The following is a 13,796-nucleotide window of genomic DNA, read 5'->3' as shown; positions in this document are numbered from 1 at the left end:
GACCAGGCCACCCGACCGTCGTCACATCAGCCCTTGATGTACGGCTTGCCGTCGGCCGCCGGGGCCCGCACCCGGCCGACCAGCCCGGCCACGGCCAGGATCGTCGCCAGGTACGGCAGCATCGCCAGGAACTGGCTGGGGATGCTGCTGCCGATCGCGCCGAGATACGTCGCAAGCTGGTCGGCGAAGCCGAAGAAGAGCGCCGCGAGCAGCGCCCCGGTCGGACTCCACCGGCCGAAGATCAGCGCGGCGAGGGCGATGAAGCCCTTACCGCCGATCATGTTCTTGGTGAACGAGTACAGCGCCAGGGTGTACGAGGCACCACCCACGCCGGCCACCAGCCCCGCCATGATGACGTTGCGGTAGCGCAGCCGCAGCACCTTCACGCCCAGGGTGTCGGCAGCGGTCGGGTGCTCACCCACCGACCGGGTCCGCAGGCCCCACCGGGTACGGAACAGCGCGATGTGGATGACCAGCACCAGCAGCAGGCCGAGGTAGAGGAAGATGTTGCCCCGGAACAGCGCCGGACCGATCAGCGGGATGTCCTTGAGCAGCGGGATCTCCCAGTTGCTGAACCGGGGAGCGCTGTTGTACTTCGTCGCGTCCCGCTGCATCAGCCGCTCGTAGAGGAAGCCGGTCACGCCGACCGCCAGCAGGTTGAGCACGATGCCCATGACCACCTGGTCGACCAGGTAGCGGATGGCGAAGACGGCGAGCAGCAGCGAGATGAACGCGCCGCCGATCGCGGCGGCGACCAGCCCGACCCAGACGTTGCCGGAGAGGCTGCCGAAGAGCGCGCCGGAGAAGGCGCCCATCAGCAGCTGGCCCTCGATCGCCACGTTGACCACGCCGGACCGCTCACAGAGCACCCCGGCCAGCGCACCGAAGATCAGCGGCAGGGCCAGCAGGAACGTGCCGCGGACGACGTTGACCAGCGGCATGAAGTTGCGACCGTCGGGAGCGGCGGAGACCTGCCAGCACAGGAAGCTCACCACGAAGGCGACCAGCCCGACGCCGAGCAGCAGGGTGAACCAGCGCTTCGGCACCCCGGCGAGCAGGGCGCCGCCAGCCCCGGCGGCGATGATCCCGAACAGGATCGCGCCGGTCGTGCCCTGGATCGCCAGGGCGGCACCGCCCTCGGTCTCGCTGAGCGTGAACCGGGCCTGCTGGCCGGTGGCGAGCGCGCCGAAGAGCACCGCCGCGAGCACGCCCAGCCCCAGCAGGACCGTTCCGGTCTTGCGGGCGCGCGTCCAGAAACCCTCGTCGACCGCGGTGACGGCGACCTCGGGGACAGCCATGGTGGACATGCCTCACCAGCCCTTCGCGAGGCTCGTCTGCAGCCGGGCCGCGCGGGCCGCCCGGAGCTGGAAGATCGCCTTCACCAGGGCCGGCGCGGCGATGAAGATGACGATGAGCGCCTGGAGCACGGTGACCAGCTCCAGCGAGATCCCGGAGTACGACTGCATCCGGTTGCCGCCGGCCTGGAGCGCGCCGAACAGCAGCGCGGCCATCAGCACGCCCCACGGTTTCACCCGGCCGAGCAGTGCGACCAGGATGCCGTCGAAACCGATCTGCGCGACCACCTGCGGGGTGAGCGAGTCCGCCGTCGAGCCGAGCACCATGTTCGAGCCGCCGAGGCCGGCCAGCACGCCGGCGATCACCATGACCAGCACGTACGTCTTCGTGACGCTGATGCCCGCGGTCCGGGCGGCGTCCGGGTTCGCGCCGACCGCGCGCAGCTCGAAGCCGAGCGTCGAGCGGTTCAGCAGCCAGGCGACGAACGCGGCGGCCAGCACGGCGAGCAGGATGCCGGCGTGCACCCGCAGGTTGTCGCCGAGCAGCCGGGGCAGTTGGGCGGAGGCGTCGACCGGCTTGCTGATCGCGTCGGCGCGCCGCGGGTTCTGCACGCCGTCCTGGATGATGATCCAGGCCAGGAAGTAGACCGCCACGTAGTTGAGCATGATCGTGTTGATCACCTCGTGGGCGCCGGTCCGCGCCTTGAGGATGCCCGGGATGAAGCCCCAGAGCGCGCCGCCGGCCGCGCCGGCGAGCAGCGCGACGAGCAGGTGCAGCCCCGGCGGCAGCGGCAGCGCGAAGCCGGCGGCGGCGGCGAGGATGACACCGATCGTCGCCTGGCCCTGGGCGCCGATGTTGAACAGGCCGCCCCGGAAGGCGAGCGCCACCGCCAGGCCGGTGAAGACCAGCGGCGCGGTGTAGGTGAGCGTCTCCGAGATCGGGCTCAGCGCGGCGGTGAAGCCGGTGGCGTCCGGGTCGAAGACGGCACCCTTGAACAGGTTCGCGTACGCCTCGCTGACCACGGTCCAGCTCGAGTTGAGCGCGTCCGACGGCCGGGCGGTGATGTAGCTGTAGGTCGCCAGCACCTCCGGGTCGGAGATGATGATCAGCACCGCGCCGACCAGCATCGCCAGCAGCACGGCGAGCACCGTCACGGTGACCGTGTTCGCCGCCCAGAGGTTCTCCAGGAACAGCCGGCCCAGCGACGGGCGAGGCTCGGCGGGGGGCTCCTTGGTCGCGGTGGCGGTCACGGCACGCTCGGCGTCGCCGGCGGGCGCGGTCGGGTTGGCCCGCGCCTCGCTCCGCGCCTCCTGCGTCTCGGTCGCCGGTTCCTTGTCCGGGGAGCCCGACACCGGGTTGGGGTTGCTCATGCCTTTTCCTCGTTGCCAGGGCCGTCGGGGGCGGGGGCCGCCGCGCCGCCGGTGCCGTCGGTCGCCGTGGCGCTGTCCGGGGTGATGCCGGCCATCAGCAGGCCGATCTCCTCGCGTGGGGTGTCCGGGCCGACCACGCCGATGATCCGGCCGCGGTACATCACCGCGATCCGGTCGGCCAGGCCGATCACCTCGTCCAGTTCGCTGGAGACCACCATGACGGCGGTGCCGATGTCCCGTTCGCGGATCACCCGGCTGTGGATGAACTCGATCGAGCCGACGTCGACGCCCCGGGTGGGCTGCGCGGCGATGAAGAGCTTCAGCGGCCGGGAAAGCTCCCGGGCCACGATCACCTTCTGCTGGTTACCGCCGGACAGGGTGCCCACCGGCGTGTCCGCCGAGGAGGTACGGACGTCGAACTGCTCGATCCGCTCCTTCGCCGACTTCGCGATGGCGTCCGGCTTGAGCGACAGACCCTTGCCGAAGGGCGGCTGGTCGTAGATGTCCAGCACCAGGTTCTCCGCGACGGAGAACTCCTTGACCAGGCCGTCGACGCTGCGGTCCTCCGGCACGTAGCCGACGCCGGCGCGGAGCACCTTCTTGGTCGGCCAGCCGTGCACGGCCTCGCCGTCGAGGGTGACGGTGCCGGCGAGCGCGGGCCGCAGGCCCATGATCGCCTCGATCAGCTCGGTCTGGCCGTTGCCCTGCACGCCCGCGATGCCGAGCACCTCACCGGCGTGCACGGTCAGGTCGACGCCGTCGACCGCGCGTACCTGCCGGTCGTCGTCGACGACCAGGCCGGAGACCTCGAGGATCGGCTCGCCCGGGGTGGCCGGCTGCTTGTCGACGGTCAGCCGGACGCTGCGGCCCACCATCAGCGCGGCCAACTCGTCCCGGCTGGCACTCGGCTCGGCGGTGCCGACCGTCTTCCCGCGCCGGATGACCGTGATCCGGTCCGCGATGGCCTTCACCTCGCCCAGCTTGTGGGTGATGAAGACGATCGACTTGCCGGCGGCCTTGAGCGACCGCATCACGGCGAGCAGTTCCTCGGTCTCCTGCGGGGTGAGCACCGCGGTCGGCTCGTCGAGGATCAGCAGGTCGACGTCGCGGGTGAGCGCCTTGACGATCTCCACCCGCTGCTGGATGCCGACCGGCAGGTCCTCGATCACCGCGTCCGGGTCGACCCGGAGGTTGTACCGCTCGGAGACCTCGGCCACCTCACGGCGGGCACGCCGGCGGTCGAGGAAGCCGGTGAAGCCACCCTTGACCTGCTCGGCGCCGAGCATGACGTTCTCGGCCACGGTGAACACCGGCACCAGCATGAAGTGCTGGTGCACCATGCCGATCCCGGCGGCGATGGCGTCCGACGGGCCCTTCAGCTTCAGCGGCTGACCGTCGACCAGGATCTCGCCCTCGTCGGGCTGATAGAGCCCGTAGAGCACGTTCATCAGGGTCGACTTGCCGGCGCCGTTCTCACCGAGCAGGGCGTGGATCTCTCCAGGCTCCACCGTCAGGTCGATGTGGTCGTTGGCGACCAGATCACCGAACCGTTTGGTGATGCCGCGCAGTTCGAGTCTCAGCGCAACCTCCTGGAGTGCGAGCGATGGTGCAGCGTAGCTGCTGCCGCGCCGGCCATCGAGCCGGAGCGGTTCCTCGGGGTAAGGTCACCGGCCGCCCCGACGCCGTGGGTCATCTGCCCGCGTACGTCGAGGCGGCCGGTCTGTGGTGCTGGTGGGCCGCCGGCCTCCGCCACCGATGCCCTCGGTACGGCGGCCGGCGGACCGGTCACTCCGTGGTCGGCTGGGCCTTCGAGGTGACCTTGATGGTGCCGGCGGCGATGTCCGCCTTGATCTTGTCGACCTCGCCCTTCAGCTCGGCCGGGACCTTGCTGTCGAAGTCGTGGTACGGGGCGAGCGACACGCCGTTGTTGGCCAGGGTGCCGACGAAGCCCGGCGTCGCCGGGAGCTGCTCGCCACCGGCGGCCTTGAGCACGGCCTCCTTGACGGCGTCCCGGATGTTCTTGACGACCGTGGTCAGCAGCGCCGGGCAGTTCGGGGTGCTCTCGCAGCCGTCCGAGTCGACCCAGATCGCCGAGTACTTGCCACCGGAGGCCTGGGCGGCGGCGGTGGTGCCGAGGCCCGCGCCACCGGCGACCGGCATGATGATGTCCGCACCCTGGGCGACCAGCGCGTCGGAGACCTTCTTGCCGTCGTCCTGCTTGTCGAAGGAGTTGGAGAAGGAGCCCTTCTGGGTCGCCTTGTCCCAACCGAGGAGCTGGACGCTCTTGCCCTTGGCCTGGTTGTAGTAGGCCACGCCGTCGGCGAAGCCGTCCATGAAGATGGTCACCGGCGGGATCGGAATCGCGCCGTAGGTGCCCACCTTGCCGTTCTTGCTCATCCCGGCGGCCAGGTAACCGGCCTGGAAGGCGGCCTGAGCGGTGTCGAACTGCATCGGGTAGATGTTGTCAACACCCGGGTTGGCGTCCACGATGCCGAACTGCTGCTTCGGGTTCGCCTCGGCGGCCTTCTTGGTGGCGTCGGACATCAGGCCACCGACGGCCAGGATGAAGTCGCACTTCTGGTTGACGAAACCGGTCAGGTTGACCTCGTAGTCCGCCTCGGCCTTCGACGCGACGTACTTGATGTCGATGTTGTCGTTGGCCTTCTTGGCCTCCTGGAGGCCGGCCCAGGCAGAGGTGTTGAACGACTTGTCGTCGATGCCGCCGACGTCGGTCACCATGCAGGCGCTGTACTTCTTGGCGCCGGTGCCACCGGCGTTGTCGTCCTTGGGGGCCTCACCACACGCGGCGGCGCCAAGCACGAGGCCACCCGCCACGAAGGCGGAGGCGATCCGCATCCCACGCACAGAGCGCAAGACGTCTCCTTCCCATTGCACACCGCGTCGTGCGCGGTGGCAGCCCTTGCGCCGGCCTGCGGTGTGCCGCCGGCGTCCCACGTTACGGACGGGAGCGTACGCCCGCGCCCACCCACCGGCCGACAATCGTGCACGACTGTTGAGCGTCCGTTACCCCTACGTAACCGTTGCGTGGGGCAAATCACTTTGGCCGCCGGTACGCTTCCGCTCCGGTGTCGCGAACGTCCGTTTCCCGTGGCGTTTCCGCTGCTGCCGGTGCTACCGCCAGAAGACCGCCACGGCCGCGTTGACCAGGGTCAACCCGATGATGGCGAGGAAGTGACCACGGTTGACCGACTCCCGTTTCCGGGAGAAGAAGACCATGACGAAGATCAGCAGCGCGAGCACCAACTTGGTAACAAGTTTCGCCGGGTCCGGCTCGTGCCCGTTACGCAGCGGCGCGGCCAGACCGAAGCCGGTCAGCAGCCCGATCACCGAGCCCCAGAGCATCGCCGCGTTGATCCGCAGCCGGCCACTGACGTACTGGGCGATCGAGCCGCCGAGCAGCATCGCGAACCCGATCAGATGGACGTAGAGAAGTACCAGCCGAAGAGCTTCCACGGGGCCCATCCTCCCTCATCAACGACGACTCGTAGTAGCCCGCGCGCCGAGCTGCCGTCATATCGTGATCTCCGCAGGTCGGCCCGGGTCCGCCACCGGGGCGGCGGCCCCGCCCGTGCGGAACCGACCGGCCAGCACCAGCAGCAGGCCGAGCAGGGCGTAGCCGGCCAGCACGGCGAGGGGCCGGTACGCGCCCGCGCCGTCGAAGTACGCCGTCGAGCGCAGCAGCGTGCCGCCGGCCCCGACCGGGAGGAACTGCCCGACCAGCCCCCACGGCTGCGGCAGCAGTTCGGGGGCGGCGCTCACCGCCGAGAGCGGGTTGCCGACCAGGAACACCAGCAGCGCGCCGAGGCCGACGCCGGGGGCGCCGAGCAACGCCCCGAGCCCGGCCACGAGGCCGGCGGCGGCCAGCGCGAAGAGGGCGATCGCGCCCGCCTCGCGTACGGGGTCGCCGGTCAGGACGCCGAGCCACCCGTGCAGCACCGCCGCCCCGGCCAGGCCGGCCAGGACCGCGTAGCCGAGCAGCCCCAGCAGCCGGGCGCCGCGACCGGCGACCAGGAAGGTGAGCAGCGCCCCGGCCAGCATGCTGGTCAGCGCCAACGGCAGGAAGCCGGCGGCGAAACCGGCGCCGCGCGGGTCGTCCGGGGCGGCCGGCACGACCTGCACCACGGGCACCGGACGGCCGGCGGAGAGCTGGGCGGCGGCCTCGGCGAGCAGCGCGGCGACGGTGGGGCTGGCGGCCGGGGCGGTGTGCAGGGCGATCCCGTCCGGGCCGGCGACGAAGGCCGCGTACACCTTCCGGTCGCGCAGCGCCCGGTCGGCGGCCGCCGCGTCGGGCAGCGTGGTCACCTCGAACGCGCCGGGCCGGGCGGCGGCGAGCCGATCGGCCAGTTCGGTCGCCGCGGGCGGCGGCCCGGCCACGGCGACCGGCAGGTCGCGCGGTGCCAGGTTCGCCGCCGGCGCGGCGAAGAGCGGTACGAGCAGCGCCTGCACCGCCACCGCCAGGGCGGCGAGCAGGACGGCGAGCAGCCAGGGCGAGCGGACCCGGAACGGGTGAGCGGACATCTCCGCCTCCTAAAACGAACGTTCGTTCTCTTAGGGTGAGAGTGCGCCCCGGACCGGCCCCCGGTCAAGAACGAACGCTCGTTTTATGCTGGGCGTCATGCCGCGCGTATCGGACGAACACCTCGCGGCCCGCCGTCAGCAGATCCTCGACGCGGCCCGGCGATGCTTCCTGCGCGACGGCTTCCACAACACCTCGATGCAGGACGTGATCGCCGAGGCGGGGCTGTCGGTGGGCGCGGTCTACCGCTACTTCCCGAGCAAGAACGACCTGATCACCTCGATCGCCCAGACGGTGATCGGCGGCGCGGACGAGATCTTCGCCGAGCTGGCCCGGCACGAGCCACCGCTACCCCTCAGCGAGGTGCTGGAGCGGGCCCTGACCTACGTGGACAGCCAGACCGGCGAGGACGGCGTACTCCGGCTGGCGATCCAGGTCTGGAGCGAGTCGCTGCGCGATCCCGCGCTCGCCGAGTTCGTCCGGACGACGTACACCGGTTTCCGGGAGCACTTCGTGGCGATGGCCCGGCGCGCCCGCGACGCCGGTGAGCTGCCCCCGGAGGCCGACCCGGCGGCGGTCGGGACGGCCCTGTTCGGCCTGGTCCCCGGCTATTTCATGCAACGCATCCTGACCGGCTCCCCCAACCGCGCCAGCTACCTCGCGGGCGTCCGCACGCTGCTCGCCGGGTGACCGGTCGGCGAGGCCCCCTGCGCAATCGAATCCGTTGACAGGGGGCCCTGCCTACCTCACATCCGCCAGACCTGGAAGGTGGGGCCGGCGGCGGGGAGGGTCACCGCGCCGTCGGCGTCGGGGCGCAGCGCCGGGGCGCCGCCGTACAGGTTCTCGCCCGCCGGCAGACCGGCGAACCGGACCGGGGTGCCGGGCGCGCGGCGGGCCAGCACCAGCACCGTGCCGGTCGGCGCCTCGCGCAGGAAGACCAGCGTGTCCGTGTCCGCGTGCACCCAGCGCAGGCCGCCGTGCCGCAGCGCCGGCTCCGCGCGGCGCAGCGCCAGCAGCGACCGGTACGCCTCGAACATGCGCCGGTCCCAGCTCTCCGGCCGGTGCCACGGCATCGGGGTACGCGACCCCTCCCCGTTCGTGCCGGTCAGCCCCAGCTCGTCCCCGGCGAAGACCACCGGGGTCCCCGGCATGGTGGCGAGCAGGCCGGCGGCCACCTCCTGCCGGGCGGCGTCGCCGACCACGGTGCGGATCCGGGCCGAGTCGTGCGAGCCGAGGAGCTGCCACGAGTGCACGTACGACCGCCACGAGATCAGCGACCGGTAGGTGTTCATGGTGGCGAGCACCGCGCCCGCGTCCCGCCGGCGCGCCCCGCCCGGGGTGCCGAGGAAGTTGGGCAGCGGGTCGTCGCCGTGGCGCAGCCAGGACCAGACCGGATCGGTGAAGCCGACGTAGTTCATGGTCCCGTGCCAGCCGTCCCGGTCCAGGTCACCGGTGTGGTCGTGGCCGTGCTCGGCGAGCAGCAGCCCGTCGGCGCGGGTGTCGGCGACCACCTCGCGCAGCAGCCGCGCCACCTCGTGGGTGTACGCGTCCGCGCCCCGCCGGCCGGTCATGTTCGCCACGTCCACCCGCCAGCCGTCCAACCCGTACGGCGGGCGCAGCCAGCGGCGCAGCAGCGAGTCCTCGGCGGTGGCGAAGCGACGGCGCAGCTCGGCGCTGCCCCAGTTGAGCTTGGGCAGCGACTTGACGCCGTTCCAGGACTCGTACTCCCCGCCGGCCAGGTCGAAGTAGTACAGGTCCCGCTCGGGTGCGGTGACGTCGGAGGCGGCAGCGGTGAACCACTGGTGGGCGTCGCCGGTGTGGTTGCTGGTGATGTCGCCGAGCAGCCGCCAGCCCCGGGCGTGCACCGCGTCGGCCAGCCGGGCGAGGGCGGCGTCCCCGCCCAGCAGCGGGTCGACGGTGTCGAAGCTGGCCGCGTCGTACCGGTGGTTGGACCGGGCCGGGAAGACCGGGGTGAGGTAGACGGTGTTCACCCCGAGCCGGTCCAGGTGGTCCAGGTGCTCGGTGACGCCGTCCAGGTCGCCGCCGTAGAACTGGTGCGGCGTCTCCGGGCCGCGCCCGATCACCGGCGTGTCCCAGTCGCAGGGGATGGCCCAGTCCGGCGCGGTCCGGCCGTCGGCGGCGGCGGAGCGGGCGAACCGGTCCGGGAAGATCTGGTAGATCACCGCGTCCCGGGCCCAGGCCGGCGGCGGGGCGTAGCTGACCAGCTTGAAGTCCCCGTGGTCGGGCACGTCGTGGTCGACCAGGCCGGCGGCGTTGAGCCAGCGGCAGCCCGCACGCCCGTCGAGCATGAAGCGGTAGTTGCTGACCGGGTTGCGGACCTCGACGTCGGCCCGCCACCACACGTCACCGCCCTCGGTGCGGTCGACCACGGCCTCGGCGAAGCGCGGCTCGCCGTCGCCGGTGGTGCGCACGTGCACCTGGCGTACGTCGGCGCCGGCCGGCACCCGGACGAAGACCGGGACCCGCTGCCCGAGCGCGGGCTCCTGTTCGGGCACGTAGGTGGCGGATCCGTCGTGGTGCGGCTGCAGGGACATGGGGAACCTTTCGTCGATCGGACGAGGAGAGGAGGGGTCGCCCGCCGCGGCCGGTCTCCCGGCCGCGGCGGTCAGCCCGTGACTGCTCCGGTGTACGTCGACCCGACGCCCTTGCCGCAGCGTGATTTCCGGGACCTATCCCTTGACCGCTCCCGCCGTGAGGCCGGAGACGATGTAGCGCTGGAGCAGTTGGAACACCAGCACCGTGGGGATCGCGGTGAGCAGCGTGCCCGCCGCGAACATCCCGAAGTTGTTGTTCCGCTCACCGGCCACCAGGCCGAACATGCCGACCGCGAGGGTCTTCGACTCGGTGTTGGTGAGGAACACGTTGGCGATGATGAACTCGTTGATCGAGCCGATGAAGGCGAGCAGCCCGGTCACCGCCAGGATCGGCGCCACCAGTGGCAGCATGATCCGGAAGAAGACCTGCGCGTGCGAGGCGCCGTCCATGGTGGCCGACTCGTCCAGCTCCTTGGGCAGGGTGTCGAAGAAGCCCTTCATCAGCCAGGTGTTCGCGCCCAGCGCACCACCCATGTAGAGCAGGAACAGGCCCCACGGGGTGTTGAAGCCGATCGCCGGGTACAGGTCGGTGATCGTCGTGAAGATCAGGAAGATCGCCACGATGGCCAGGAACTGCGGGAACATCTGGATCAGCAGCAGCGCGAGCAGGCCGACCCGCCGGCCGGCGAAGCGCATCCGGGAGAACGCGTACGCCGCGAGCGACGACAGGAAGATCGACGCGAAGCTGGCCACCCCCGCCAGCAGCAGCGAGTTGAGGAACCAGTGGGCGAAGGCGGTCTTGCGGAAGAGGTTGCTGAAGTTCTCCAGCGAGGCGCCGGTGGGCAGCAGCTCGGTCGAGGAGAGCGTGCCGAGCGGGTTCAGCGCCGCCGAGATCACGAACAGGATCGGGAAGAGGCTGAACGCGACGGCCAGCACCCCGACGACATGCCGCCAGCCCACCTGGGCAAACCAGCGGCTCCTCGACTTCCTGGCGGAGTTGCGGTTGGCGACCGGGGCGTCCGCGTAGGTGGTCACGAGTACACCTCCTCCTGCTTGCGGGTCCGCGAGAAGCTGATCGCCGACACCGTGGCCACGATCGCGAAGATGAAGATCGAGACCGCGGCGGCCATGCCGTACTCGGCGCCCTGGGCGCCGAAGGCGAGCCGGTAGGTGTAGGTGATCAGCAGGTCGGTCGCGCCGTTGGTCGGGTTGTCGGGCGCGAACGGGCCACCCTCGGTGGTGAACAGGATCGCGTTGACGTTGTTGAAGTTGTACGCGAACGACGCGATCAGCAGCGGCGAGAGCGCGACCAGCAGCAGCGGCAGGGTGACCGCCCGGAACGACTGCCACGGCGTCGCCCCGTCGACCGAGGTGGCCTCGGTCAGCTCGCTCGGGATCGCCTGGAGCGCGCCGGTGGCCACCAGGAACATGTACGGGTAGCCGAGCCAGAGCTGCACCAGCAGCACCGCGGCCCGGGCGGACCAGGTCTGGCCGAACCAGTCGACGCCCAGCCCGAACAGGTTGTTGACCAGGCCGAAGTCGGTGTTGAACATGTCCCGCCAGACCAGCAGCATCGCGAACGACGGCATGGCGTACGGCAGGATCAGCAGCACCCGGTAGAAGTTGGTGCCCCGCATCCGGGGCGAGTGCAGGGCGAGCGCGATGGCCATGCCGAGCAGGAAGGTGAGCCCGGTCGAGCCGATCGCGAAGGCGAAGTTCCAGAGCAGCGTGCCGAAGAACGGGCCGGAGATGTCCGGATCGGTCAACACCCGGCTGAAGTTCTTCAGCCCGACGTTGACCTTCCAGCCCTGGGCGAGCCGTTCGCCGTCGGCGGCGACGAAGGAGCCGGTCGTGGCGTCGGCGGTCCAGGTCTTGCCGGTCTCGCTGTCCTTGACGCAGTCGCAGCCCGCGTCGTACGCCCGGAGGGCCGTGCCCTCGTAGGCGCGGGACAGGCCGTTGGACCGGATGGCACCGCCGGAGGTCGGCACGATCAGGTCGGTGATCTCCTTGCTCCGTACGCTGGCCTCGCCGAAGTTGAGCACGGTGTAGCCGTCGGCGGCGGTGACCTTGCCGGTCGGGCTGACCGTGACCTGACCGGGGTCGAGCCGGTGCAGCCCGTCCGCGTCACCGGCGGAGACCTCCCGGGTCTTCGGGTCGCTGAGCAGGAAGACCAGCGGGCCGGTGGCCGGGTCGCCCTTGGTGGCGATGGAGAGGGAGTACTCGGTCGAGCCGGGGACCTGCTTGACCGAGGAGGTCTGGATGGCGACGATCGCGTCGTCCTTGCTGCCGCGGTGGCCGTCGCCGAAGTTCGTGAAGGCGGTGCTCGCGGTGTAGAGCACCGGAAAGACCTGGAAGGCGATCAGGAAGAGCGTGCCGGGGACCAGGTACTTGGCCGGGATGTGCCGGCGGGTGAGATAGAGGTAGAACAGGCCGGCGGTGGTGGCCGCCAGGATGGCCAGCCCGATCCAGTGCCCGGCCTCGACGAGCGGGAACGCCGCCCAGATCGCGATCCCGGCCGCCAGGCCGAGCAGGACCACCTTGACGACCAGACCGGTCGCGGTGATCGGCGCGTGGTGCCGCGCGGTACGGGACTTGCCCGGGAGCCCGCTCCGAACGGGCTCCCGGCCCGGGGTCTGCGTGGCAGACCCCGGGCCGGGCAGCGGCGTGCTCATTACTTGATCTGGCCGGCGATGGTCTTGCCGGCGGCGGTGATGGTGGTGGCCGGGTCGGCGCCACCGATGATGGCGGCCTCCGCCTTGCCGAACGGGTCCCAGATCGCGGCCATGGCCGGGATCGCCGGGAGCACCTGGCCGTTCTTGCCGGCCTCCTGGAACTTGGCCAGGTCCGGGTCCTCGCCCTTCACCTGGTCAAAGGCGGCGGTCAGCGCCGGCGGGCGCGGCTCGGCCTGGTAGAGCGCGACGGCCAGGTCGGGCTTGGTCACGTAGTTGGTGACGAACTCCTGGGCCAGCGCCTTGTTCTGGCCCTTGGCGGCGACGTAGAACGCCTGGACGCCCACGAACGGCTGGGCCTCCTTGCCACCGGCGAAACCGGGGACCGGGGAGATGTCGTACTTGATGTCGGCCTTCTTGGCGTCGGCGATGGCCCACGGGCCGGAGACCAGGAAGGCGCACTTCTTGCCGGTGAAGGTGGCGATGGAGTTCTCGCCGGTGATGGAGCGCTTCAGCGCGCCGTCGCCCTTCTCACCGAGCTTCGCGATCTTCTGGAAGGCCGCGATCGACTCCGGCTTGCCCACGCCCAGGTCCTTCGGGTCGTAGTCGCCGTTGGCCGCGGTGCCGAACAGGTAGCCGCCGCCGGAGGTGTACAGCGGGTAGATGTGGTAGGCGTCGCCGTTCTGGCCGGACTGGAGGCAGAGGATCTCGCTGGCCTTCTTCTCGGCCTTGAGCTTCTTGCCGGTCTCGACCAGCTCCTCGATGGTCTTCGGCGCCTCGGGGGCCAGCTCGGTGTTGCGGATCAGCGCGACGTTCTCGGTGGCGTAGGGGACGCCGTAGAGCTGGCCGTTGAAGGTCACCGCCTTGATCGCGACCTCGTTGAACGCGCTCTTCTGGTCGGCGGCGAGCTGCACCGGGTCGATGGCGCCGTTCTGGACCAGGTTGCCGATCCAGTCGTGCGCGCCGACCACGACGTCCGGCCCGCTGCCCTGCTGCGAGGCGGTGACGAAGTTCGTCTGCAGGTCCTTGGAGACGGCCTGGACCTCGACGGTGACGCCGTTCTCCTTGCCGAACGCCTCGGCGAACGGCTTGAGGGCCGCGGTCCGCTTGTCGTCGGCCCAGATGACCAGCTTGCCGCCGGTCGCCTTGCTGGATTCCTTGGCTGCCGGCTTGTCGCTGCCACTGCCACCGCAGCCGGAGGCGGCGAGCGCCAGGCCGAGGACAGCGACCACACCCGCGGTACGGATGCGCATCGGTACTCCTGTCGTCATGGCGGCCCGCCGGGGGAGGGACGGCCCGCCAGTGGAAACCTCTGAAATTTCTTGCTGACCGGCGCTGGGTGTTGCGCCGCTGCTCTCGCGTGTTGCGG

At 70.8% G+C, this 13,796-nt stretch carries 11 protein-coding genes; 1 reads left to right on the top strand and 10 read right to left on the bottom strand.

Annotated elements, in window-relative coordinates:
* Positions 1-26 precede the first annotated feature (26 nt).
* From GA0070621_RS27025 to GA0070621_RS27000, 6 genes are all read right to left on the bottom strand, one after another.
* Complete coding sequence (locus GA0070621_RS27025) at positions 27-1,307, bottom strand: ABC transporter permease (RefSeq protein ID WP_091201021.1); 1,281 nt, start codon at positions 1,305-1,307, stop codon at positions 27-29.
* 3 nt (positions 1,308-1,310) lie between these two features.
* Positions 1,311-2,666 (bottom strand): ABC transporter permease, encoded by a 1,356-nt coding sequence (locus tag GA0070621_RS27020; RefSeq protein WP_091201019.1) that lies wholly within the window; start codon positions 2,664-2,666, stop codon positions 1,311-1,313.
* On the bottom strand, positions 2,663-4,186 hold the full coding sequence (locus GA0070621_RS27015; protein WP_331715223.1) for an ABC transporter ATP-binding protein: 1,524 nt from the start codon (positions 4,184-4,186) through the stop codon (positions 2,663-2,665). The genes GA0070621_RS27020 and GA0070621_RS27015 overlap by 4 nt, the downstream gene beginning before the upstream one ends.
* Positions 4,187-4,451: 265 nt before the next feature.
* Complete coding sequence (locus GA0070621_RS27010) at positions 4,452-5,522, bottom strand: BMP family lipoprotein (RefSeq protein WP_091201014.1); 1,071 nt, start codon at positions 5,520-5,522, stop codon at positions 4,452-4,454.
* Positions 5,523-5,798: 276 nt separating this feature from the next.
* Complete coding sequence (locus GA0070621_RS27005) at positions 5,799-6,140, bottom strand: hypothetical protein (protein WP_091201013.1); 342 nt, start codon at positions 6,138-6,140, stop codon at positions 5,799-5,801.
* Between the two features lie 57 nt (positions 6,141-6,197).
* A complete protein-coding gene (locus GA0070621_RS27000; protein WP_091201011.1) occupies positions 6,198-7,205 on the bottom strand; it encodes a hypothetical protein in 1,008 nt (335 codons plus the stop codon).
* Between the two features lie 97 nt (positions 7,206-7,302).
* Between GA0070621_RS27000 and GA0070621_RS26995 the strand changes: the two genes are divergently transcribed.
* Positions 7,303-7,893, top strand: coding sequence for a TetR/AcrR family transcriptional regulator (locus GA0070621_RS26995; protein ID WP_167667462.1), 591 nt, complete (start codon positions 7,303-7,305; stop codon positions 7,891-7,893).
* Positions 7,894-7,949: 56 nt separating this feature from the next.
* Here the strand turns inward: GA0070621_RS26995 and GA0070621_RS26990 are convergent, their stop codons facing one another.
* From GA0070621_RS26990 to GA0070621_RS26975, 4 genes are all read right to left on the bottom strand, one after another.
* Positions 7,950-9,758 (bottom strand): glycoside hydrolase family 13 protein, encoded by a 1,809-nt coding sequence (locus tag GA0070621_RS26990; protein WP_091201008.1) that lies wholly within the window; start codon positions 9,756-9,758, stop codon positions 7,950-7,952.
* Between the two features lie 135 nt (positions 9,759-9,893).
* Positions 9,894-10,793 carry a sugar ABC transporter permease gene (locus GA0070621_RS26985; protein ID WP_091201006.1) on the bottom strand — a complete coding sequence of 300 codons (900 nt, stop codon included), beginning with the start codon at positions 10,791-10,793 and terminating at the stop codon, positions 9,894-9,896.
* The gene (locus GA0070621_RS26980) at positions 10,790-12,430 is read right to left on the bottom strand and encodes an ABC transporter permease subunit (RefSeq protein WP_091201004.1); all 1,641 of its coding nucleotides are present in this window, start codon (positions 12,428-12,430) and stop codon (positions 10,790-10,792) included. Before GA0070621_RS26980 ends, GA0070621_RS26985 begins: the two co-directional genes overlap by 4 nt.
* Complete coding sequence (locus GA0070621_RS26975; RefSeq protein WP_091201002.1) at positions 12,430-13,680, bottom strand: sugar ABC transporter substrate-binding protein; 1,251 nt, start codon at positions 13,678-13,680, stop codon at positions 12,430-12,432. The genes GA0070621_RS26980 and GA0070621_RS26975 overlap by 1 nt, the downstream gene beginning before the upstream one ends.
* Between the last annotated feature and the right edge of the window lie 116 nt (positions 13,681-13,796).

It is taken from the genome of Micromonospora narathiwatensis (genome assembly GCF_900089605.1).
In the GTDB taxonomy this organism is placed as follows: Bacteria; Actinomycetota; Actinomycetes; order Mycobacteriales; family Micromonosporaceae; genus Micromonospora; species Micromonospora narathiwatensis.
Note: the sequence above shows the minus strand (reverse complement) of the source record. Positions and strands in the feature narration are given on the sequence as shown.